Origin of the sequence: Actinoplanes palleronii (genome assembly GCF_016862315.1) — a bacterium.
Classification (GTDB): Bacteria; Actinomycetota; Actinomycetes; order Mycobacteriales; family Micromonosporaceae; genus Actinoplanes; species Actinoplanes palleronii.
This window is the reverse complement of record NZ_BOMS01000052.1, coordinates 14,220-36,059: the sequence shown is the minus strand read 5'-3', so window position 1 is coordinate 36,059 and position 21,840 is coordinate 14,220. Positions and strand designations below refer to the sequence as shown.

Annotated in this window: 19 protein-coding genes; 11 read left to right on the top strand and 8 right to left on the bottom strand. The window is 71.1% G+C overall.

Going from position 1 to position 21,840, the window contains the following annotated elements; all coding sequences use genetic code 11:
• Positions 1 to 603 precede the first annotated feature (603 nt).
• Positions 604 to 1,422, top strand: coding sequence for a SigB/SigF/SigG family RNA polymerase sigma factor (locus Apa02nite_RS19715; protein WP_373873002.1), 819 nt, complete (start codon positions 604 to 606; stop codon positions 1,420 to 1,422).
• 68 nt (positions 1,423 to 1,490) lie between these two features.
• Here the strand turns inward: Apa02nite_RS19715 and Apa02nite_RS19710 are convergent, their stop codons facing one another.
• The gene (locus tag Apa02nite_RS19710) at positions 1,491 to 2,696 is read right to left on the bottom strand and encodes an MFS transporter (protein ID WP_203826283.1); all 1,206 of its coding nucleotides are present in this window, start codon (positions 2,694 to 2,696) and stop codon (positions 1,491 to 1,493) included.
• 111 nt (positions 2,697 to 2,807) lie between these two features.
• Between Apa02nite_RS19710 and Apa02nite_RS19705 the strand changes: the two genes are divergently transcribed.
• Positions 2,808 to 3,506, top strand: a complete 699-nt coding sequence (locus Apa02nite_RS19705; protein ID WP_203826282.1) for a DedA family protein — start codon at positions 2,808 to 2,810, stop codon at positions 3,504 to 3,506.
• Between the two features lie 174 nt (positions 3,507 to 3,680).
• Here Apa02nite_RS19705 and Apa02nite_RS19700 read toward each other — a convergent pair whose 3' ends face one another.
• Positions 3,681 to 4,409, bottom strand: a complete 729-nt coding sequence (locus Apa02nite_RS19700) for a hypothetical protein (RefSeq protein ID WP_203826281.1) — start codon at positions 4,407 to 4,409, stop codon at positions 3,681 to 3,683.
• Positions 4,410 to 4,582: 173 nt separating this feature from the next.
• On the opposite strand from Apa02nite_RS19700, the gene Apa02nite_RS19695 reads away from it, so the two are divergent.
• Positions 4,583 to 5,419, top strand: coding sequence for an SDR family NAD(P)-dependent oxidoreductase (locus Apa02nite_RS19695; protein ID WP_067693434.1), 837 nt, complete (start codon positions 4,583 to 4,585; stop codon positions 5,417 to 5,419).
• A gap of 78 nt (positions 5,420 to 5,497) precedes the next feature.
• Here the strand turns inward: Apa02nite_RS19695 and Apa02nite_RS19690 are convergent, their stop codons facing one another.
• Entirely contained in the window at positions 5,498 to 6,613 is a 1,116-nt protein-coding gene (locus Apa02nite_RS19690; protein WP_203826280.1) for an NHL repeat-containing protein, read from the bottom strand.
• A gap of 6 nt (positions 6,614 to 6,619) precedes the next feature.
• The gene (locus Apa02nite_RS19685; protein ID WP_239164416.1) at positions 6,620 to 8,680 is read right to left on the bottom strand and encodes an alkaline phosphatase family protein; all 2,061 of its coding nucleotides are present in this window, start codon (positions 8,678 to 8,680) and stop codon (positions 6,620 to 6,622) included.
• Between the two features lie 97 nt (positions 8,681 to 8,777).
• Between Apa02nite_RS19685 and Apa02nite_RS19680 the strand changes: the two genes are divergently transcribed.
• Positions 8,778 to 9,950, top strand: coding sequence for a glycoside hydrolase family 18 protein (locus tag Apa02nite_RS19680; RefSeq protein WP_239164415.1), 1,173 nt, complete (start codon positions 8,778 to 8,780; stop codon positions 9,948 to 9,950).
• Here the strand turns inward: Apa02nite_RS19680 and Apa02nite_RS19675 are convergent.
• Positions 9,947 to 10,630, bottom strand: a complete 684-nt coding sequence (locus tag Apa02nite_RS19675) for a LamG-like jellyroll fold domain-containing protein (protein ID WP_239164414.1) — start codon at positions 10,628 to 10,630, stop codon at positions 9,947 to 9,949. The genes Apa02nite_RS19680 and Apa02nite_RS19675 overlap by 4 nt on opposite strands.
• A 7-nt stretch (positions 10,631 to 10,637) precedes the next feature.
• Positions 10,638 to 11,132 (bottom strand): hypothetical protein, encoded by a 495-nt coding sequence (locus tag Apa02nite_RS19670; protein WP_067693422.1) that lies wholly within the window; start codon positions 11,130 to 11,132, stop codon positions 10,638 to 10,640.
• Positions 11,133 to 11,246: 114 nt separating this feature from the next.
• Here Apa02nite_RS19670 and Apa02nite_RS19665 point away from each other — a divergent pair, with 114 nt between their 5' ends.
• Both Apa02nite_RS19665 and Apa02nite_RS19660 read left to right on the top strand, forming a co-directional pair.
• The gene (locus Apa02nite_RS19665) at positions 11,247 to 11,687 is read left to right on the top strand and encodes a MarR family winged helix-turn-helix transcriptional regulator (RefSeq protein ID WP_203826278.1); all 441 of its coding nucleotides are present in this window, start codon (positions 11,247 to 11,249) and stop codon (positions 11,685 to 11,687) included.
• 4 nt (positions 11,688 to 11,691) lie between these two features.
• Positions 11,692 to 13,470, top strand: coding sequence for an MFS transporter (locus Apa02nite_RS19660; RefSeq protein ID WP_203826277.1), 1,779 nt, complete (start codon positions 11,692 to 11,694; stop codon positions 13,468 to 13,470).
• Positions 13,471 to 13,594: 124 nt separating this feature from the next.
• On the opposite strand, the gene Apa02nite_RS19655 is transcribed toward Apa02nite_RS19660, so the two are convergent.
• Entirely contained in the window at positions 13,595 to 14,170 is a 576-nt protein-coding gene (locus tag Apa02nite_RS19655) for a TetR/AcrR family transcriptional regulator (RefSeq protein ID WP_203826276.1), read from the bottom strand.
• 83 nt (positions 14,171 to 14,253) lie between these two features.
• Between Apa02nite_RS19655 and Apa02nite_RS19650 the strand changes: the two genes are divergently transcribed.
• The 5 genes from Apa02nite_RS19650 (at position 14,254) to Apa02nite_RS19630 (ending at position 19,949) form a co-directional block, all read left to right on the top strand.
• The gene (locus Apa02nite_RS19650; protein WP_203826275.1) at positions 14,254 to 15,453 is read left to right on the top strand and encodes an MFS transporter; all 1,200 of its coding nucleotides are present in this window, start codon (positions 14,254 to 14,256) and stop codon (positions 15,451 to 15,453) included.
• Between the two features lie 98 nt (positions 15,454 to 15,551).
• The gene (locus tag Apa02nite_RS19645) at positions 15,552 to 17,141 is read left to right on the top strand and encodes an alpha/beta hydrolase (RefSeq protein ID WP_203826274.1); all 1,590 of its coding nucleotides are present in this window, start codon (positions 15,552 to 15,554) and stop codon (positions 17,139 to 17,141) included.
• 243 nt (positions 17,142 to 17,384) lie between these two features.
• Complete coding sequence (locus Apa02nite_RS19640; protein ID WP_203826273.1) at positions 17,385 to 17,972, top strand: TMEM165/GDT1 family protein; 588 nt, start codon at positions 17,385 to 17,387, stop codon at positions 17,970 to 17,972.
• Positions 17,973 to 17,991: 19 nt separating this feature from the next.
• Positions 17,992 to 19,014 (top strand): tetratricopeptide repeat protein, encoded by a 1,023-nt coding sequence (locus tag Apa02nite_RS19635; RefSeq protein ID WP_239164413.1) that lies wholly within the window; start codon positions 17,992 to 17,994, stop codon positions 19,012 to 19,014.
• An 80-nt stretch (positions 19,015 to 19,094) separates the two neighbouring features.
• The gene (locus Apa02nite_RS19630) at positions 19,095 to 19,949 is read left to right on the top strand and encodes a tetratricopeptide repeat protein (protein ID WP_344574966.1); all 855 of its coding nucleotides are present in this window, start codon (positions 19,095 to 19,097) and stop codon (positions 19,947 to 19,949) included.
• 181 nt (positions 19,950 to 20,130) lie between these two features.
• Here the strand turns inward: Apa02nite_RS19630 and Apa02nite_RS19625 are convergent, their stop codons facing one another.
• Positions 20,131 to 21,678: a ricin-type beta-trefoil lectin domain protein gene (locus tag Apa02nite_RS19625; protein WP_203826272.1), complete on the bottom strand. Its 1,548-nt coding sequence runs from the start codon at positions 21,676 to 21,678 to the stop codon at positions 20,131 to 20,133.
• Between the last annotated feature and the right edge of the window lie 162 nt (positions 21,679 to 21,840).

Here is a 21,840-nt window from a genome sequence, read left to right as displayed (position 1 = left end):
CTCTCGCTCTTTCGTTTCGCCAAATCCGCGGTTTCCCTCAGATTCAACCGAACCGATTTTCGCTCGAGTCCCGCGGAACCTTACACGATGAATTCTCGTGTTCAGTCTTTGGGGTTTCGCAGGACGGCCGGTAGCGGATCTCTCCGCTTGCCTCGCCCGTTTCCCTGCGACTTGGAGAACATTACCCGGTCCCCCGCACGACACCAAATCGACCCCCCGAGGACGACACGCGTGAGGTAGATGAGTGCTCCGGGCCGCACGGACCAGTCGATACGGGCGTGAACGCTGCGCCCATTGTGCGCGCTGTGATCACGCGATTCCGGATGGTCAGCGACTCCCTATATAAGGAGGGCGCTTTATGAAGGCCTCACCTGCAGGTTCGCGGGCCATCGATGCCCAGCACCCCACTCGGATGAGTGTCACTCATACTTTCGGCTAGTCTTTCCTCGGACGACCGGCTAGGGTGGTCGGAGCCGAACAGACAAGCAGCAGCGGACGGCGACGGTCTTGAACGCGTCGTCCGTGGAGATAGATACCCGAACGAGCGCAGGTCCAAGCACGAATGGGACCGGCTCTTCGGGAAGGTGCCAGGGAGGACCACGCATGACAGTCATGGAGACTTCGACTTCGACTTCCGTCGCGACGACGACGGAGGCCAGCGCCGAAAGCCCCGTTGACAGCGCGGCGGAACTGCTCAACGCGATGGCCGCGATGCCGGCCGGGCACCCGTCCCGGGCCGCGCTGCGCGACCGGGCGATCGAGGCCTGGCAGCCGCTGGCCCGCCACCTCGCCAACCGGTACTCCGGTCGCGGCGAGCCCACCGACGACCTGATCCAGACCGCCATGGTCGGTCTGATCAAGGCAGTCGACAAGTTCGACCCGGAGCGCGGCGTCGACTTCGCCGGCTACGCGATCCCGACCATCATCGGCGAGATCAAGCGCCACTTCCGCGACCGCACCTGGTCGGTCCGCGTCCCGCGCCGTCTGCAGGAGCTCCGCCTCGCGATCACCGAGGCGAACAGCACCCTGACCCACCGCCTGGACCGCTCGCCGACCGTGCCGGACATCGCCGGCTACCTCGGCATCAGCGAGGAGGAGGTGCTGGAGGGCCTGGAAGGCGCCCGCGCCTACAACGCCACGAGCCTCTCCACCCCGATCAGTGCCGACGGCACCACCGAGCTGGGCGACACCCTCGGCGGCGAGGACCACGAGTTCGAGCTGGCCGAGACCCGCGTGGCCCTCGGCCCCGCCCTCGCCACGCTCAACGAGCGGGAGCAGAAGATCCTGACGCTGCGGTTCTACGGCAACCTGACCCAGTCGCAGATCGCCGACCAGATCGGCATCTCCCAGATGCACGTCTCCCGCCTGCTCACCAAGGCGCTCGTCAAGCTGCGCGGGCAGCTCGCCAGCGAGACGCTGTAAAGCAAAGCAAGACGCTGGTAAGCAAAGCGGGACGCTGTAAGCAAAGCGAGACGCTGTAAAGCAACCAGCTAAACCCTGTCGTCGAGAAGGTCCCGGTCCAGCGTGGATCGGGACCTTCTTGCGAGCAGGACCGCGGCCAGGACCAGCGCGAGAGCCTCCATCCCCGCGCCAACCAACGGCGTCGAGGCGTAGCCCCAGCCGGCCGCGATCGCCCGGCCGCCGAAGTACGCACCGGCCGCGTTCCCCAGGTTGAACGCCGACACCGCGGCCGACGAGGCGAGCAGGTTCTGCCCGTCCGGGCCCGCGGCGACAAGCACCCGGTTGGTCAGGCCCGGCACCGTGGCGTACGCGACCACGCCGAGCACGAAGAGCGTGATCGCGGCGGGGACCGGTGAACGCGCGGCCACCGGGAAGATCAGCAGGACCGCGAGCATGGCCACCGAGGCGCCGACGACGGTGCCCATCAGCCACCGGTCCGCGGCTCGCGCGCCGATCACGTTGCCCAGTACGAGTCCGGTGCCGAACAGGGCCAGCAGCCAGGGCAGCGCGCCCACCGGGAACCCGGCCACGTCGGTCATCAACGGTGCCACGTACGTGAACGGGGCGTACACCGCACCGAACGCGCACGCGGTCAGCGCCAGGGCCAGCCACAGCTCGAGGTTCCGGAACGCGCCGAGCTGCCCGGTGCTGCGCGCCGGCCGGCTGTCCGGTACGAACAGCGCGGTGGCCAGTGCCGCGATCAGCCCCAGCCCGGCCATCGTCCAGAACGTGGCCCGCCAGCCGAACTGCTGACCGAGCAGGGTGCCGAGCGGCACCCCGGCCACCGTCGACAGGGTGAGACCGGCGAGCATCGCCCCGATCGCCCGGCTGCGCCGATCCGGCATCAGGTCACCGGCGACCACGGTGGCGAAGCCGATGAACGAGCCGTGCCCGAGCGCGGCCACCACCCGGCCCGCCAACATCAACGGGTACGCCGTGGCCAGCGCCGACAGCACGTTGCCGAGCACGAAGAAGGCAAGCAACCCGACCAGCACCGGCCGGCGGGAACGCGCGACGAGCAGGCTGGTCACCAGGGGACCGCCGAAGACGACGCTCAGGGCGTACCCGGAAATCAACAGACCCGCGGTCGGGATGCTGACCCGCAGGTCGGTGGCGATGTCCGGCAGCAGGCCGGTGATCACGAACTCGGTCATCCCGATGGCGAAAGTGCCGACCGAGAGCGCGGCGAGTGCCGGGGCCGTCCGGGTGCGCGTCACAGCGCCGGTATCGAGCATCCGTTCACTCTCACCGAACGTGTACCGGGCCGCTACCCGAAAGGTCTGACCGTGGTAACGGAACCAGGTCCGTGCGACCGGCGTCACCATCGGCGGCTACCGTGTTAGCCGATGCCACCTTCAACCGAGCTCCCCGGATTCCTGCACAGCGTCGCCCCGCTCCTGGACCGCTGGGGTTATCTGGCCATCGCCGCGGTGATCGGCGTGGAGAGTTTCGGTGTGCCAGCGCCGGGCCAGACGATCATGGTGGCCGCGTCGATCTACTCCGGCACCGGCCGGTTGAACATCTACGTGGTCGCGCTGATCTCGTTCATCGCCGCGGTGGTCGGCGACAACATCGGGTACTGGATCGGCCTGCGCGGCGGCCGCAAGGTCGTCGACCGGTTCGGGAAATACATCTTCGTCACCCCGGAACGCCTGGAGAAGGCCGAGCAGTTCTTCGCCCGGCGCGGCAACCGGATCATCGTGGTGGCCCGGTTCATCGACGGGTTGCGGCAGCTCAACGGCGTGATCGCCGGCATCACCAACATGCCGTGGAAGACCTTCCTGATCTACAACGCGATCGGCGCGGCCCTCTGGGTCGGCTGGTGGACCACGGTGTCGTACCTGCTCGGCTCGAACCTTGTGATGATCATGGAGCACGCGCACCGGTACAAATGGCTGGCCATCGGGCTGGGCGTGGCCGCCGTCGCGACCTACGTGACGCTGCACGTCCGGCACATCCGCCGCCGCCGAGCCCGCGCCGCAGCCGCCGCGATCGCACCGGCTTCGGCCGCCCCGGCTGCTCCGGCCGAGGAGAACCCGGTCTGACCCGGCCGGCTCAACCCACGATCGACTTTGGTCCGGGCCGCTGTCAGCATCCCGGTCCGCGCTTCATTTTTCTGGTACGCACAGAGCACCGCCCTGAGGGTGCTCCCGGAACACAGAGATGGTCCCCGCCGCCCACGGCAGGGACCATCTCTGCTTCTACCCCCAGAGGAAAGTTCAGGTGCCGGTCGCGGCGGCGGACGGCTGAGTGCCGGTCGGCGCCTGCCCGTTCTGGCCGGGTGCGCCACCGCCCTGACCTGGTGCGCCACCGGCGGGCACCGACGAGCTGCTGTCCCCGGAGAGTGCCGCGGTGACACCGGCGCCCACTCCCGCGCCGGCCAGCGCGGCCGCGACCAGGGCGGCGACCAGCGCCATCTTCGGACTCTTCCGGGCCGGCTTGCCGTCCTCGCCGGGCTGGCCAGCGCCCGGCGGCGCCCACGGCGCGGGCTCGGCGGCCGGTGCGGCGTGCACCCCCACCTCGCGGTGACCGTGCTGCGCCGGAACCGGCTCCCGGTACCCGGTGGAAGCGACAGCCGCCGAGGCGGACGTGGCATAAACAGCCGCCGAGGCGGACGTGGCATAAGCGGCGCGGCCGAGGTCGGCGCCCCAGCTGTCGTCCGAGGACCAGCCGCCCGGGCGGTCCCGGGAAGCGTGCGCGCCGCCTGGCGCCACGGGGGAGTCGAGCCAGGCGGCGGGCACACCTCCCGGCTCGCCGGCCGGGGACTGCCACTGGTTTGTCGGTATCTCCCGCTCGGCCGACCACGACCCGGACGCGCCGGCCCAGGAGCCGTGCGCCGGCTCGGGTTCGGGCGGCCGGGCGGCGAACTCGGCCGACGGCGGCCAGGAGACCGGCGGGCCGGCCAGGTGCGCGGGGGCGGAGCGTTCGGAGGGGTCATACGCGGTCATGTCTGCTCCTCGGTCGGTTGCTTCGCTCCGAAGAGACTGGCCACCGTCCCTATGGACATCCTGTGTCACCGGTAAGCGGCGGTTATCAGTAGGACGGGGCGGGCGGGATCGGCCGCAGACCGGGATAATCACCAGTGACAGCGCGGCCACGGAGCGCACGGAAGGGGCTTGACGTGCAACGGTTCACGTTCGCGGGACGCACCTGCGTGATCACCGGGGCGGCCGGCGGGATCGGCGCGGCACTGACCCTGGAGCTCGCCCGGCGGCGCGCCGTGCTGGTCCTGGTCGACAAGGACACCGACGGGCTGGCCGGGATCGCCAAGATGGCCCGGGACCTCGGCGCGACGGACGTCTCGACGTACGAAATCGATCTCAGCGACGGTGCGGACCGCGGCGATCTCGCCGCGGAAGTCTCGTCCCGCCTCGGTGGTGCGGATCTTTTGATCAACAACGCCGGGGTGACGCTGTCCGGGACGTTCGAGCAGAACCGGATGGCCGACGTGGAGTGGCTGCTGGAGATCAATCTGCATGCCGTGCTCCGGATGACCAAGGCGTTCCTGCCGCAGTTGCTCGCCCGGCCCGGTTCGCACGTGGTCAACATCTCGAGCCTGTTCGGCCTGATCGCGCCGCCCGGCCAGGTGGCGTACGCGACGAGCAAGTACGCGGTGCGCGGCTTCACCGAGGCGCTGCGGCACGAGCTGGCGCCGCGCGGTGTCGGCGTGACGGTGGTCCATCCCGGCGGGGTGCGCACCAACATCGCCCTGAACGCCCGGCTCAGCGGCACCGACGCGGACGGCGCGCAGGCGGCCGACAACCGGCACTTCCACGAGACGGCGCTGACCCTGCCGCCGGAGGAGGCGGCCCGGCAGATCGTGGCCGCGATCCAGTCCCGCCGGCCGCGCCTGGTGATCACAAAGGCCGCGCGGGCCGCCGACCTGCTGGCCCGGGTCATGCCGGCCCGCTACTGGTCGATCAGCGAACGGGTCGCCCGCACCCGCAAACTCACCTGACCCCGGCTGGCGCTCAGGGGTCCCTCAATGCCGCCGAGACACCCCCACAAGCCAGCCGGGACCGGGAGCGGAGCGGGGTCAGAAGCTGACGTAGTGGGGGCGGGGGTTGCCGTCGATCGTGGTGAAGTCGCCGCCGGCCTCGATCGTTGACGGGTGGTGGCCGGGGCTCAGCACGCGGACTCCGATCACGCCGTTGGCCTGCGGGTTCCACTCCGTGAGCACGCCGGCCGAGGTGATCGACGCGATCTTGACGCGGGGCACCGCGCCGTCCAGGCAGGCGCCCTGCGGACCGTTGCGGGCGGTCAGGCAGGCCCGGTCGAAGTGCCCGCCCACGTAGGTCACCCCGTCCAGCGTGGTGATCGCGACGGCGTCACCGTCGAAGACGCGCTGCCAGCGCAGCTTGCCGTCAAAGGCATATGCCACGGCCCGCCCGCCCTGCCCGCCGGTCGCCACGTAGACGCCCGCGCCGTCCACCGCGATCGCGTTCACCTCGGCGACCGGGCGTGGCAGGAACAGCTTGTCGACCGCGCCGGTACGCCCGCCCACCACGGCCAGCCGGAGCGTGCCGCGGACCCCGTCCACGCTGTGGAAGCCGCCGCCCAGGTAGAGCCGGTCGCCGCTGACCGCGAGGCTGTGCACCCGGTCGTCGGCGGCCGGGTGCCACTTCGGGTCGAGCCGGCCGGTGGCCAGTGAGAACGCGGCCACGTTGGACCGGGCGGCACCGTCCACCCGGGCGAAGCGTCCGGCCAGGTAGAGGCGGCCACTCCCGGCGGCCAGGGCGTACGGGGTGCCGTCCACCGCCGGGGCGAACGGCGCCGGCCGGCCCGAGCCGAGGCTGAGCCGGGCGACCGAGTCCCGCTTCTTCCCGGAGATGGTGTGGAACGAGCCGGCCACGTAGACCGCGTCCGGGGTGGTGACCAGCGCCCGCACCGTGTCGTCGGCGGCCGGGTTCCAGGGCAGCAGCGCACCGGTACGGGAGTCGTAGGCCGCCAGCCGCTGCCGCGGGTACTTCCGCCCCGCCGCGATCGCCGCGGTGAACTCACCACCCACGTAAACGGTCGAACCCCGGCGCGCGATCGTGTGGACGTTGCCGTTGAACGTCGGCGCGTCCCGGATCACCGCGGCCGTCGCCGGAACCGCGGGCAGCAGCAGGAGCGGAACGAGCAGCAGGAACTTCAGATCTCCCAGGCGCACACCGGTCTAACCATCCCGGCTCTCCGAAAGTCGCGCTGCCAGGTCCCGGTCCAGGTCATCGACGTGCAGCGGGTCGCCGGCCGGCACCGCGGGGCGGACCGGCTCCCGCAGGCCCAGCATCTCCAGCCAGGCCACCAGCTGCCGGTGCACCTCGTCCGGGCCGTCCAGGTCGCCGGCCACCGTCCAGGCCGACGGGTGCACCAGCATCGCGTCGGTCTGCCAGCCGCCCAGGCCCCCGTGCGAGCCGACCAACTCCTCGAACGCGGCGACCTCGTGGGTCTCCGGATCCACCGAGCTGATCACGACGAGGTCGCCGATGTGCGCCGCCCGCTGGTGACGCAGCAGATCGGCGCGGGCCTGCGCACCGTACGGAAGAAGGGGATCCTTGCCGGTCACCACACCGTCGGTGAGCCGATGGGTGCCTCCCGGCCCGTACGCGATGGGTCCGTCCTCATCCCCGGCCACCACCAACCCGATGCCCGGATGGGCGGCCAACCCGGCGATCAACCTGGGGTATGTCTCTTCGATCTCGGCCCGCAGCACCCGGTGCGGGAAGCGGGTCAGGTAGATCAGCGACAGATTCCCGGACGACATCACCAGCAGCGGCGCGGCCGAGGGCGGGTCCGGCGCGCGTTTGCCCTGCTCCTCGGCGGGATGCCGGGGAGCGGACGCGGAATCCGGCGCGGTCAGCCGCTCGACCACCTGGTCCAGGGTCTCGCCGTGCCGCTGCCGGAACGTGGCGCCCTGACTCTGCCCGTGGTCGGAGAGCACCACGAGGTGGTAGTGGCGGGCGGCCTCCGGTGACAGCCGTTCGAGCACACCGAGCATCCGGTCCAGGCTCTCCAGCTGGCGCATCGACTCCGGCCGGGCCGGGCCGGCGTGGTGCGCCACCTCGTCGTAGTCGACCAGGTCGCAATAGATCACCGGGACGCCGCGGGCCATCTGCTCGGCCATCAGCGAGACGTTCACGTCGCGCAGCAGCATCGAGGCCGGGCGCAGGGCCAGGAACGCGCCGGAGCGGCTGACCCGCGGCTGCAGGTTGCGCCGGCGCTGCAGGCGGGCCTGGTGCAGCTCGGTGATCACCTCGGCGACGCCGAGGACCAGGGCGCGGGTGAAGCCGTAGGGCGACGCCATGAACGCCGCCCAGCCCCGCGCCGACCGGCCCGGCAGCGCGGCGTGGCTGACCGTCAGCAGGTTGGTCGCGGCGTCACCGCCGAACGCGTTGCTGATGCTCACCCCGCCCCCGCTGAGCAGGCCGTGACCGTCGCTGAGCCGTACCTCGATCACCGCGGCGTCGCGGGGCCGGTTGGAGACCATCACCTTGCCGGTGTCTTTCTCGAACCAGCGGAACGCCGGGATCTGCCGGGACGCACCGTGCAGGATGCCGGCCTGCGACGCCGGGGTGGTGGACGGCAGGCCGGTGTGCCAGGGGCGCAGGGTGTGGCTGCCGGAACGCAGCCAGTGCCCGAGGATCGGCAGGTTGCCGGCCCGGATCGCCCAGCGCAGCACCGGCTCGGCCACCCCGTCGAGCTGGACCACCAGCAGGCCCGGCGCGGTGCCCGGGCGCGACCGGCGCAGGGTCAGCAGCGGGCCACCGGCGCGCCGGGCCGCGCGGCGGCGCACCCCGCGCATCAGCCGCCGGGCCTCCCGGACGAACGTGTCGTCGCTGCCGGCCTCGGCCATCCAGTCCAGCAGGGCCGCGAAGACCACCGCCAGGATCGCCGCGGTCACCAGGGTCGGCAGCCCGCGGATCCGGTTCGCCGGATCCAGCTTGAGCGCCACCATCATCACCACGACCTGGGCGACCACCCCGAACAGCATCGCGCCCCAGCCGCCCAGCGCGGTGATCCCGAGCAGCAGCAGCGGGCGCAGCACCGCGCCGACCACCGCGACCAGCACCACCAGGCCCAGGGTGTCGGCGATGTCGGCGCTGGCGACACCGGGCATCAGCCACAGCGCCACGGTCACCACCACGAACGTGGTGGTCGCGCTGCGCAGCACGGCTCGGGCCCGGCGCAGCACGCGTCGCCAGGTGAACAGGGTGCGCAACTCCGGGCTCAGTGCCACGGCTCGACGATCGCACAGCCGGTCCCGCTCGGCGCACCCGCACTCGAACGAGGGAACGGCGGGCAGATCACCCGTCCCGGGGGCTAGCTTCGTGCCGGTGCGTGCCCGTTCGGCGACTTTCGCCCTTCTCCTGCTGATCTTGGCGGCGTGTCAGTCGCCGTCCCGCCCCGAACCCGCTCCCCCGGTCACCCGGGTGGTGGCCGGATATTTCACCGAGTGGGGGGTCTACGGGCGCGGGTTCCGGGTGAAGAACGTCGCGGCCGACCGGCTCACCCACCTGATGTACGCGTTCGGCAAGGTCGACGGCGGACGCTGCGGGGTCGGTGACCCGTGGGCGGCGTACCAGAAGCCGGTCAGCGCGGCGGACAGTGTCGACGGCGTCGCGGACTCGCCCACCGACCCGCTGCGCGGCAACTTCGGGCAGCTGAAGAAGCTGAAGGCGGCCCACCCCGGCCTCAAGATCCTCTGGTCGTTCGGCGGGTGGTCGTGGTCGGCCGGGTTCACCGCGGCGGCCAAGGACCCGGCGGCGTTCGCCACGTCGTGCCACGACCTGGTCACCGACCCGCGCTGGGCCGGGGTGTTCGACGGCATCGACGTGGACTGGGAGTACCCGAACGCGTGCGGGATCAGCTGCGACACCAGCGGGCGGGACGCGCTGACCGGGCTGCTGGGCGGGCTGCGCACCGCCTTCGGCGCCGGCGCGCTGATCACCGCGGCGGTGCCGGGTGACGTGCGGAAACTCCAGGCCGCGGATTACTCCGGGGCGGCGGCGCAGGCGGATTGGCTCAGTGCCATGACGTACGACTACTTCGGCGCCGGGAACACCGACGTGCACACCGCGCCGCACTCGCCGCTGACCGCGTACCCGGGGATCCCGCGGGCCGGTGCGACCGCCGAGGCGACCGTGTCCGAGCTGCTGCGCCAGGGGGTGCCGGCCGCGAAGGTGCTCTTCGGCGTCGGGTTCTACGGGCGCGGCTGGACCGGGGTGGCCAGCGCCACGCCGGGTGCGGCGGCGACCGGTCCGGCGCCCGGGAAGTACGAGAAGGGCATGGAGGACTACAAGATCCTCGCTGGCCGGTGCCCGCCGACCGGGACGGTGGGCGGGACCGCGTACGCCCGGTGCGGGGCGCAGTGGTGGTCGTACGACACCCCGGCCACCGTCCGCGGCAAGGTCGAGTACGCCCGGAGCAAGGCGCTCGGCGGCGTCTTCGCCTGGGAGCTCTCCGGCGACTCCCCCGACAACGCGCTACTGACCGCCCTGCACGGCTAGCCGATCCGCAACCACACGTTGTCGAGGGCGCCGTTGAACTGGTCGTTGTCCCGGTAGGCGCCCTTGCCCCCGATGCTCAGCGGCCGGTTGTTCGCCACCGACAGCGTGGCCGGGATCCGGCTCCGGCCGCGCAGCACCTCGTCCACGTAGATGTCGAACCGGCTGCCGGCCCGCTCGCAGCGCACGCTGTGCCAGTGCCCGTCGGCGGCGGAGACCGCGCTGCGCACCATCCGGATCCCCGGCCGGCGTACGTCGACGAGCACACAGCTGGGCTGCCCGGCCACCCCGTCGATCTGCAGTTTGTACTGGCTGCTGGTCTTCGAGTAGCCCTTCTGCAGCACGTTCTGCCCCTTGCTGGTCTGTGTCGGCAGCAGCAGCACGTCGGCGCCGTACGCGAGGTTGCGGGTGCCCGGGTTCAGGTCGGCGGTGTTCGGGCTCTGCAACGCCACGTGCGGGCAGAGCGACGCCACGCAGCGGGGCGGGAAGGCCAGCGCGTTGCCCGGCCCGTGCACCACCGGACGGACCTGCCCGCCGTGGCCGGCGACGACCCGCAGGTTGTGACCGAGGCCGGACTCGTCGAGGATCGTGGCGACCCGGCCGTTGAAGCCGTACCGGGCGATCATGACGGGGGCCGGAGCCGGTACGAGTCCGGCAATCATCAGGACGACGGGTAGCAGCACGGTGTGGTCACCCGAAGAAATTCTGCACCTGGGTCAGCGTCAGGTAGCCCTGCTCCTCGAGCTCACGGGGCACCGAGGTGAGTGCCTTCTCGATCACCGGCAGGTCGTCCGCGCCGGCCGGTGGCGGGGCCGGCTCCGGGCTCGGCGGCAGGTCGGGCAGGGCCATCGCCTCCCGGATCACCTCGAACATGGTCCGGACCTCGGTCACCGCGCGCCGCATCAGCTCCTGGTCCGAGCAGTCCGGCGGGAGCGCGCAGGTGAAGATCGCGCGGAGCTGGTCGTCGACCCGGCGGATGTCGGCGCTGGGCCGCAGGTGCTCGCGGCCCTCGGTGACGATGCCGAGCTGGCACCCGCGGATGCCGCTGGAGTTCCACCACTGCTGCCAGCGCGGGTCGACGTCGATGGTGTGCACGGCGTGCTGGAGAGCCACCAGGTAGTGCCGTGGCGCCCGGCCGTCCCGAGTTGCCGTCCCCAGCCTCGGATGGAGCCAGAACTCGTCCATGGTTGGTTATGGTCGCAGCCCGGGCCGCAACATGTGTGAATTCCCCGCCGCACGTCAGGTGGAATACACCTGACCACCCCGCACAGTTGCATAAGCACATGATATAAATTTCCTGTGCGCATCCGGGACGAGGACGCGGCCATCGCGTCCGCCTTCGAATCTCTCTACGCGGGTCTCCGGCGGATCACACCGCGGGTGGAACTCAGCCTCACCGCCGCGTCCACCCTGGCCCGGCTGGAGCGAACCGGACCGCACCGGCTCTGCGAGCTGCACGCCCCCGAGGGTGTGACCCAGCCGGCGATGACGCAGCTGGTCACCCGCCTGGAACGGGACGGGCTGGCCACCCGGAGCAGTGACCCGGCCGACGGCCGCGCGGTGGTGGTCGGGATCACCGACGCCGGGCGGGACGCGGTCGCCCGGCGCCGCGCCGGGCGCGCCGAGGTGCTCGCCGGGCTGCTGCGCCGGCTGCCCGCGGGCGAGCAGGCCGCGATCGTGGCCGCACTGCCCGCCCTGGGCAGCCTGAATGACCTGCTGATGGAAGATCGGAAGGACTGATCGCATGCTCGCCGTGGATCATCCGCGTTACAAGTGGGTCGCGCTCTCCAACACCACGCTCGGCAACCTCCTGGCCACGATCAACTCGTCGATCGTGCTGATCTCGCTGCCCGCCATCTTCAAGGGCATCAACATCAACCCGCTGGCGCCGGGCAACGTCAGCTACCTGCTCTGGATGCTGATGGGCTACATGCTCGTCACCGCGGTGCTGGTGGTGACGCTCGGCCGGCTCGGCGACATGTACGGCCGGGTCAAGATCTACAACGCCGGGTTCGCGATCTTCACGGTCACCTCGGTCATCCTCGCCGTCGACCCGTTCACCGGCAGCGGCGGCGCGATCTGGCTGATCGGGTGGCGGGTCGCGCAGGCCATCGGCGGCGCCATGCTGATGGCGAACTCGGCGGCGATCATCACCGACGCGTTCCCGCCCGAGCAGCGGGGCATGGCGCTCGGCGTCAACATCGTCTCGGCGCTGGCCGGCTCGTTCATCGGCCTGGTCGCCGGCGGGATCCTGGCCGAGTGGGACTGGCGCTCGGTGTTCTGGGTGAACATCCCGCTCGGCGTGATCGGGGCGGTCTGGGCGTACCGGTCGCTGCACGACACCGGGGTCCGCCGCAAAGCCACGATCGACTGGTGGGGCAACACCACGTTCGCGGCCGGGCTCACCGCGGTGCTGGTCGCGATCACGTACGGGATCCAGCCGTACGGCGGGCACACCCAGGGCTGGACCAGCCCGTGGGTGCTGACCGGCCTGATCGGCGGCGCGGCGGTGCTCGTCGTCTTCGGGGTCATCGAGACCCGGGTCGCCGAGCCGATGTTCCCGCTCAAGCTGTTCCGCGATCCCGCCTTCACCGGCGGCAACCTGGCCAACCTGCTGGCCAGCGTGGCCCGTGGCGGCCTGCAGTTCATGCTGATCATCTGGCTGCAGGGCATCTGGCTGCCGCTGCACGGGTACGACTACGAGCAGACCCCGCTCTGGGCCGGCATCTACCTGGTCCCGCTGACCATCGGCTTCCTGATGGCCGGTCCGCTCTCCGGATTCCTCTCCGACCGGTTCGGCGCCCGCCTGTTCGCGGCCGGTGGCCTGCTGGTGATGGCCCTGTCGTTCGCCGGGCTGCTGCTCGTGCCGGGTGACTTCAGCTATCCCTGGTTCGCCGTTCTGATCTTCATCAACGGTCTGGGTGGCGGCTTGTTCTCGGCGCCGAACACCTCACTGCTGATGTCCAGCGTCCCGGCGAACATGCGCGGCGCCGCGTCCGGCATGCGGGCCACCTTCATGAACGCCGGCCAGGTGCTCTCGATCGGCGTCTTCTTCTCGCTGATGGTGGCCGGGCTGGCCGACTCGCTGCCGGCCAGCCTGCACGCCGGCCTGACCGCGCAGGGTGTGCCGGCCGACGTGGCCGCCCGGGCCGCAGAGTTGCCGCCGGTGGGCACGCTGTTCGCGGCATTCCTCGGCTACAACCCGATCGCCGAGTTGCTCGGCCCGCAGACCCTGAACGCGCTGCCGGCCGGCAACGCCGCGAACCTCACCGGCCTGGAGTTCTTCCCCCGGCTGATCGCGAACCCGTTCCACGACGGCCTGGTGATCGTGTTCTGGATGGCGATCGGCATGGCCGTCCTGGGCGCGCTGGCCTCGCTGATCCGCACCCGCAAGCTCGCCGAACCCACCGACCTGGTCGCCGACGAGGCCGAGCTGAGCGCCGAGCTCTCCGATTCGCAGCCGCTGCTCCCGGCGGCCCGGGTCGCCGAGCCGCTCACCGACCCGGCACCTCAAGACCGATAACCCCCATGGGGTACGTAACAGCTGGCTCTCAGGGGTGTCCCCGCGTCGCGGAGGCACCCCTGAGGCCCAGCCGGGGACCGTGCCCCGCGCGCCCGCCGGGCCCCGCGCGGGTCTAGCCGGGGACCTAGCGTGCGAGGGCGGCGTCGACCAGCGTGGTGGCGATCGCCTTGGCACCCAGGGCGGCGGCCGGGCCGCCGTCCTGGCGGGAGCCGACAGTCGCGCCGTCGTAGAGGATCACCAGCTGCTCGGTCAGCGCGGCCGGGTCCGCCGCACCCGCCTCCCGGGCGAGATCCGTCATCAGTTGCCGGGTCCAGGCCCGGTTCGCCGAGGACTCCTCGCGGACCACCCCGTTCGGGTCGGACTCGGCGCCGGCGTTGTAGAACGCGCAGCCCCGGAAGCCCGGTTTCGCCGCCGACTCGGCGAGCGAGTCGAAGATCCCGAGCAGTCGCTCCCGCGGATCGTCATACCGCTCCAGCCGACCCAGGATCCGGTTGCGGCGCTCCTCGTGCCGGCCCTGCAGATACGCCCGGACCAGGCCGTCCTTGTTGCCGAACGCGGAGTAGAGCGACGCCTTGGCGACGCCGGCGCGCTCGATCACGCGATCGATCCCGACGGTGTGCACACCCTCGGCGTAGAACAGCTCATCCGCGGCGGCCAGCAGTTTTTCCCGGGCCGACCTGCGGGGTGACGTGACGGACATGCAATTGACGCTAACAGACAGATCTGTCTAGTGTCAGAGCCAGCAACTAGACAGACCTGTCTGTTCAATCACGGGAGAGCCGCATGACCATCGTCGCCGAGCGCACCGCCGCACCGGCCCGCCTGAGCCGGCCCGCCGCGTTCACCGCGATCGCCGCCATCCTGGTGACGTTCGCCGCCGCGGCCGCCGTCCCATCCCCGCTCTACGTCGTCTACCAGCACCTCTGGGGCTTCTCCCCGGCGATGCTCACCGTGGTCTTCGCGGTCTACGTGGTCGCCCTGATCGCCACCCTGCTCACCCTCGGCGCGCTCTCCGACTACGTCGGCCGCCGTCCGGTGCTGGCCGGGGCGATCGCGCTGGAAGCCGTCTCACTGGCCCTGTTCCTGGCCGCCGGCGACGTGACCACGCTGCTGATCGCGCGGATCGTGCAGGGCGTGGCCACCGGCGCCGCGCTCAGCACGCTGGGCGCCGCCCTGATCGACCTCAACCCGGACCACGCACCCGGGCGGGCCGGCCTGATCAGCGGCATCGCCCCGGTGGCCGGGCTCGGGCTGGGCGCGTTCGGCTGCGGAATCCTGGTGGAGTACGCGCCGTTCCCGACCCACCTGGTCTACGCGGTGCTGCTGGTCGGCATGGTCGTCGCCGGCCTGGCGGTGGCCTGGATGCCGGAGACCTCGGCTCGCCGTCCCGGTGCGGCCGTCTCGCTGATCCCGCGGCTCGGCGTGCCGGCCCGACTGCGCGGTTCCCTGTTCGCCCTGGTCCCGATCATCGTGGCCAGCTGGGCACTGGGCGGGCTCTACCTCTCGCTCGGCCCGTCGGTCGCCGCCGCCTCGTTCGGCATCCACGACCACCTGCTCGGCGGCCTGGTGGTCGCCCTGGTCTGCGGCGCCGGCGCGGTCACCTCGTTCCTGATGCGCAAGGTCGCCACCAGCCGGGTGCTCACCGTCGCCGGATCCGGCCTGCTCGCCGGCGGGGCGCTCGGGGTGACCGGCCTGCTCGCCGACAGCCTGGCGCTGGCCACCGTCGGCACCGTGGTCTCCGGGGTCGGCTTCGGTGCGGCCGCGCTGGCGTCGTTCAGCACGCTGGCCCGGATCGCCGAGCCGCACGAGCGGGGCGAGCTGCTCGCCGTCGCGCTGACCATCTCGTACGCCGCGTTCAGCATCCCGGCCGTGATCGCCGGCCAGGTGGCCAACCACGTCGGCCTGCACACCACGGCCCTCTGGTACGGCGGAACGGTCGCGGTCCTCGGCCTGATCGCCCTGCTCACCCAGCGCCGTTCCTGAAGAACCTTTCCGGGCCCGCGTCGGCGTGGGCTCGTGGAAAGTGCCCGAGATTACCTCACCATATGGGGCGTATCGGACACCAAGGGGCGGTCAAACAAATGAAAAGAATCTGGGCGGCCGCAACCGTGGTCGCGCTCGGTGCGGCAGTCGCCACGGTCACCTCGGCGGAAGCCGCGCCGAGTGCCACATCGAGCTACGTTCCGGCACCGGTCTCCTGGCGCTCCTGCGCCGAGATCTCCCTCAAGGCACAGGGCGCGGAGTGCACCTCCGTCACCGTGCCGATGGACTACGCGAACCCGGGCGGCGCCAAGATCGAATTGGCCGTCGCCCGGGTCAAGCACACCGTGCCGGCCGCCAAGTACCAGGGCGTCATGCTGGTCAACCCGGGTGGCCCGGGCGGCGCCGGCCGAAGCATGGCCACGCTCGGCTCGCACGTGCCGCGGCAGGCCGGTGACGCGTACGACTGGATCGGCTTCGACCCGCGCGGCGTCGGCGCCAGCAAACCGAAGCTGACCTGCGACAGCAACTACGGCGGGTACAACCGGCCGCCGTACGTGCCGGTCACCCCGGCCCTGGAGAACCGCTGGCACGCCCGCGCCAAGCAGTACGCCGCGGCCTGCGCCAAGGCCGGTGGCCCGCTGCTCGATCACATGCGTACCGAGGACTCGGTCCGGGACATCGACAGCATCCGGCAGGCCCTCGGCGCCGCCAAAATCAACTTCTACGGGTTCTCCTACGGGACGTACCTCGGCCAGGTCTACGCCACCCGGTTCCCGGAACGGGTCCGCCGGATGGTGCTGGACGGCAACGTCAACCCGGGCCGGATCTGGTACCAGTCGAACCTGGACCAGGACGTCGCGTTCGACCGCAACATCAAGATCTACTTCAGCTGGCTGGCCAAGCAGGACGCCACCTTCCACCTGGGCCGCGACGGCAAGGCGGTGGAGGCGCTGTACTACCGCCAGCTCGCCGCGCTGGCCGCCAAGCCGGCCGGTGGGGTGATCGGCCCGGCCGAGCTGACCGACATCTTCCTGCAGCCGGGCTACTACATCTTCGGCTGGGAGCAGGTCGGGCGGGCGTTCTCGAACTGGGTGCTCAAGAAGGACCCGGCCGGGCTGAAGAAGCTCTACGACGACAACAACCCGCAGACACCGGGCAGCGACAACAACTACGCGGTCTACCTGGCCGTGCAGTGCACCGACGCGCTCTGGCCGGACAAGTGGTCCACCTGGTCCAAGACGAACTGGCAGGTCTACCACAAGGCGCCGTTCGAGACCTGGGGCAACGCCTGGTACAACGTGCCGTGCCGCAACTGGGGTGGCAAGGCGAAGCCGGCGGTCGAGGTGGACGGCGCCAAGGTGCCGCCGCTGCTGCTGCTCAGTGAGACGCTGGACGCGGCCACGCCGTACACCGGCAGCCTCGAGGTCCGGCGCCGGTTCCCGCAGTCGGTGCTGATCGAAGGGGTGAACGGCACCACGCACGCCGGGTCGCTGTTCGGCAACGCCTGCGTCGACGGCGCGATCGCCGACTACCTGGCCACCGGCGCGCTGCCGAAGCGGGTGGCGGGCATCCACTCCGACAAGCAGTGCAAGCCGCTGGCCCCGCCGGCGCCCGGGCAGCCTGCGCTGAAGCGCTCGGCCGACCCGTCCGACCGGCTCCGGTTGCAGCAGCTGATTTCCGGGCACTGACCAGGACTTCCGACGAAGGGCCGGCTCCTCCCGCGAGGTGAGGAGCCGGCCCTTCGGCTATGCTCGTTTCTGCGAAGGGGAGTAGCTCCCAATGTCGCGGTCGACATACTGACGCTTTCGAGCGTCCGGCCGCGCGGCCTTTGTTCAAGGCGAGCGAGACCTTCGACCAGGCTGTTCTCAGTGACGGCCGGGTCGAGGTCGCCCTGCGCCTGAGCCCCGGTCGTCTGACACCGGGAGACATTTGTGGAAGGCTTCATCGCCGCGCTGGGTATCAGCTTCGCGGTCATCTTCGTCGCCGAGCTCGGCGACAAATCCCAGCTCATGGCGATGACGTTCGCCACGCGCTTCAAGCTCGTGCCGACGCTCATCGGCATCACCGCCGCCACCGCACTGGTCCACCTGGTCTCGGTCGGCATCGGGTACGGCCTCGGCACCGCCATCCCCACCGACTGGATCTCACTGGTCGCCGGTGTGGCCTTCCTCGCCTTCGGGGCCTGGACGCTGCGCGGCGACAAGCTCACCGACGACGAGAAGAACAAGGCGGAACGCTCCAGCGGCTCCGCGATCCTCGCCGTCGGTGGCGCGTTCTTCCTGGCCGAACTCGGCGACAAGACCATGCTCGCCACGATCACCCTGGCCACCCAGCACGGCTGGTTCGGCGTCTGGGTCGGCTCCACGGTGGGCATGGTGGCCGCCGACGCGCTCGCCATCCTGGTCGGCCGGCTGCTCGGCAAGCACCTGCCGGAGAACGTCATCAAGTGGGGCGCCGCCGCACTGTTCGCTATCTTCGGCATCTGGCTGATCGTGGAAGGCGTGATCGGCCTGAGCTGACACCGACTTAGGGGGCACTGTGCAGCCGGACACCACCCCGGTGGCGATGGCGCGGCTGCAGTTGCAGCGCGGCGAGCCGGCCGCGGCCGCCGAGCTGCTCGGGCCGGTGCTGGCCGCCGAGCCCGACCACGTGGCGGCGCTGGTCCTGATGGCCCACGCGCAGCTCGCCCTGGAGAAGCCGGAACTGGCACACGAGGTGGCGGCCCGGGCGGTGCAGCACGCGCCCGGGTCGGCCGACGCGCTCACCGCGCTGAGCCGGACGCTCACCGCGCTCGGCCGGCACCCCGAGGCGATCACCATGGCGCAGGAGGCGGTGGCCCGGCAGCCGGACAACCCGTACCGGCACAACCGGCTCGCCTGGGCGCTGCTGGAACAGAGTCAGCGGCCGGTGGAGGCGGAGCACGCGGCCCGCGAGGCGATCCGGCTGGACCCCGACGAGGCGGACTTCCGGATCACGTACGCCATGGTGATGAAGCAGCTGAGCCTGCCGGACCGGGCCCGGGAGGCGCTGCGGGACGCGCTGAAGCTCGAGCCGGAGAACGCGATCGCCCGGCACGAGCTGGCCGCGTTCGACGTGGTGCACCGCAACCCGTTCGCGCTGAGCCGGCTGGCCCGGGGCATGACCGGGCTGGCCGCGGCGCTGCGGGCGGACCCTCGTCAGGAGGCCAGCCGGCACCTGCTGGACGCGGCGTTCCGCCAGTTCCTGGTGTACACCGCGATCATCATGGTGATCTTCTCGTACCTGGGCTGGCGGGTCTCGGACGACTCGGCCGGGTGGGCGCGGAGCCTGGCCGCGGTGGCGGCGCTCGCCCCCGCGTCGTACGCCGGCTATTTCCTGGCCCGGATCGACCGGGTGCTCAGGTCGTACCTCACAGTGGTTTTGGCCCGGCAGCGGATCGCGGGCGGAACAGCGGTCTTGACCCTCGCCTTGCTGCTCACCGCGATCGTCGCGCCGGCCGGTTGGCTGCCCGGCCTGCTCGGGGTGGCGTGTCTGGCGGCTTTCGGGGTTCGGCTGCTCGCCGCGCTGGCGCCGCGCGGCTGACGGGTTTGTCCTAAGAAACAGCACCGGGTTGCCGAAGTGGTGCATGTGAGCCCCGTCCCCTGGCTACCCGGAGCGGCCCGATGACCGACCTGGCCCCACCCGCCGTCCTTCCCCCTGCCGCCGCCTATCCCGGCGCCCCGGGTTATCCCGGCATCCCCGGCCCCGGCTTTCCCGGTGCTAGCTCGCCCGGCGCTGGTCCTGGCTTTTCTGGGCCCGGCAGTGCCGGTCCTGGTTTTTCTGACAGCGGTCATGCCGGTCCTGGTTTTTCTGACGGCGGTCATGCCGATCCGACCGAGGCGGCCGTCGCACGGGCTGCCGCGCTCTTCGAGGGTCTGCAACCGGCCGAAGCCGCCGCGATGCTCGAACCGGTCCTCGCCGGCCGGCCCGATTCGGTCACCGGCTGGATCCTGATGGCCCGCATCCGCCTCGCGCTCGACCAGGTGGAACCGGCGCTGGCCGCCGCGCACAAAGCGATCGAACTCGCCCCCGACGACCCCCGCCCACTGGCCATCGCCAGCCGGGCGCTCACCCTGCAGGGCAAACACGACGACGCGATGGCGATGGCCTACCGGGCGGTCATCGTCGAGCCGAAGAACCCGCTCTGGCACGACCGGGTCGCCTGGGCGCTGCTCGCCGCCGACCGCCAGCTGGCCGACGCCGAACAGGCCGCCCGCACCGCGATCGGCCTGGACCCGAACGAGGCGCACTACTACTTCACGCACGGGGTGGCGCTGGCCTCGCTCGGCCACGTCGACCAAGCCCGGCAGGCGCTGACCACCTCGCTGCGGCTGGAACCCGGCAACCCGGTGGCCCGGCAGCGGCTGGACATCCTCAACGGCGACGCGGTACCGACCGTGGAGAAGAAGAAGCGCGGCTGGAAACTCTTCGGCCGCAAGACCGACAACCTCCCGATCCGCCCGGAGGAGCGCACTTAATTTTTTGGTACGGACGGCAGAGCGCCCGACGCAGGCTACGAGCCGCGTCCCGCCCGTGAGGCCGACGCGAGACTGCGGCCCACCCCGGACCGCAGCGCGACTCCCGCACCGCGGCTGGTTCTCAGGGGTGTCATCGCACGCTCGACACACCCCTGAGAACCAGCCGGAAAACCGCTACCGGCTAGCGGCGCCACTTCTGGTTGAGGGTGCCGGCGCAGTCCCAGAGTTGCAGCTGGGCGCCGTCGTTGCCGTTCCAGTCCTTGATGTCCAGGCACTTGTTGGCCTGCGGGTTGACCAGGTCACCGGCGGCGCTGAGCACCCACTGCTGCGCCGGGTTGCCGCTGCACGTGGCGATCTGGATGATCACGCCGCTGGCGGTGGAACCCCACGGGATGTCCAGGCACTTGTTGTTGCCGGTGCGCAGAGCGCCGCCGGTCGCCTCCCACTTCTGCGCGGCCGAGTTGTTGCAGCCCCACATCTGCACCGGGATGCCGTCGGAGAAGTTGCCGTTCGGCACGTCCAGACACTTGTTGTTCCAGTTGCTCAGGATCGCGCCGCCACCGCCGCCGCCACCCGTGGTGGTCAGGGACAGGCCGTAGACCTGGAGGATCTCGTTGACCGGCTGGAACCACATGGTGCCACCGGACGTGCAGTCGCCGGTGCCACCCGAGGTGACACCCTGCGCCTGGTTCCCGGAGATCCACGAGCCGCCGGAGTCGCCGGGCTGGGCGCAGGCGTTGCTGCGGCTCAGGCCGGACACCGCGCCCTGCGCGTAGTTGATCGTCTCGTTGCGGCCCAGCAGGGTGCCGCAGCGCCAGCCGGTGGTCCGGCCGGAACGGCAGATCGAGCTGCCGATCGCGGCGTCCTGCGAGCCGGCGACCAGCACGTTGCCGCCGGCGTAGTTGTTCACCCAGGGCTGGGAGGTCCAGTTGCCGTTGGTGCGTACCCAGGCGTAGTCGTTGCCGGGGAACGACGAGCCGGCGAACGTGCCCTGTGCCACGTTGTTGTAGCCGAGCGTGGGGCTGCCGGCGCCACCGCAGTGACCGGCCGTGACGAAGCCGCCGGCCACCGGGAAGCCGACCGAGCAGAGCGTGTTGCCGTTGATCACGTACTGGTCGCCGCCGCGGGTGTCGTACATCGGGCGGGGTGCCGCGGTGGCGGTCCGGACGGTGACCGGGCCGGCGCCGCTGCTCGCGGCGAAGCTCTTCGCGGTGGCCTCGGCGCCGGGCGCGACGACCACCACGACGCTGTTGGTGGCCGGGTCGGCGTACCAGCTCCGGATGGCCGTGCCGGCCCGGGCGCTGTTGCGGTCCAGCTTCGTGCGGGCCGCGTCAAGGTCGCTCGCGGAACGGGAGACAATTTTCGGTACGGCGCCCTCGCCGCGGACCGTGGCCGCGTCCGCGGCGCTGGTCACCGCGACGGTCAGCCGGGTCGCACCGGCCGGGATCCAGGCGCCGCCGAATCGGGCGCCGAGCCGCTCACGCAGCCGTTTCTCGACGACCGGGGCGGCGGCTTCGACGGTCAGCCGGTCGCCGATCTGCTCGTCGGTGAGGCCGAGGTCGCGGTGCATCGCGGCGATCATGCCGGGGTCGATGCTCGCGGCCGTCGCCGTCGCCGTTGCCGTTGCCGTTGCCGGGGCTTCTGGAGCGGCGACGGCTGGCGGTGTGCCGATCGTTGCGGTGAGGGTGACCGCACCCGCGAGGAGCAGATAGGGGAGGGAGCGTGGCATGGGCGTCCTACTCCGCACGCACCGCGGGGGTACGCGCTGACTGGGGGATGTCCGGCGTAGAGAGCGCTCTCCGCAGTCATGTTTGTCGATGTTTTCTTAACTGTCAAGAAACCTTCGAGGTTGGTAGTTTTTGTTAGACACCTTTACTTCCACCCCGCCCCG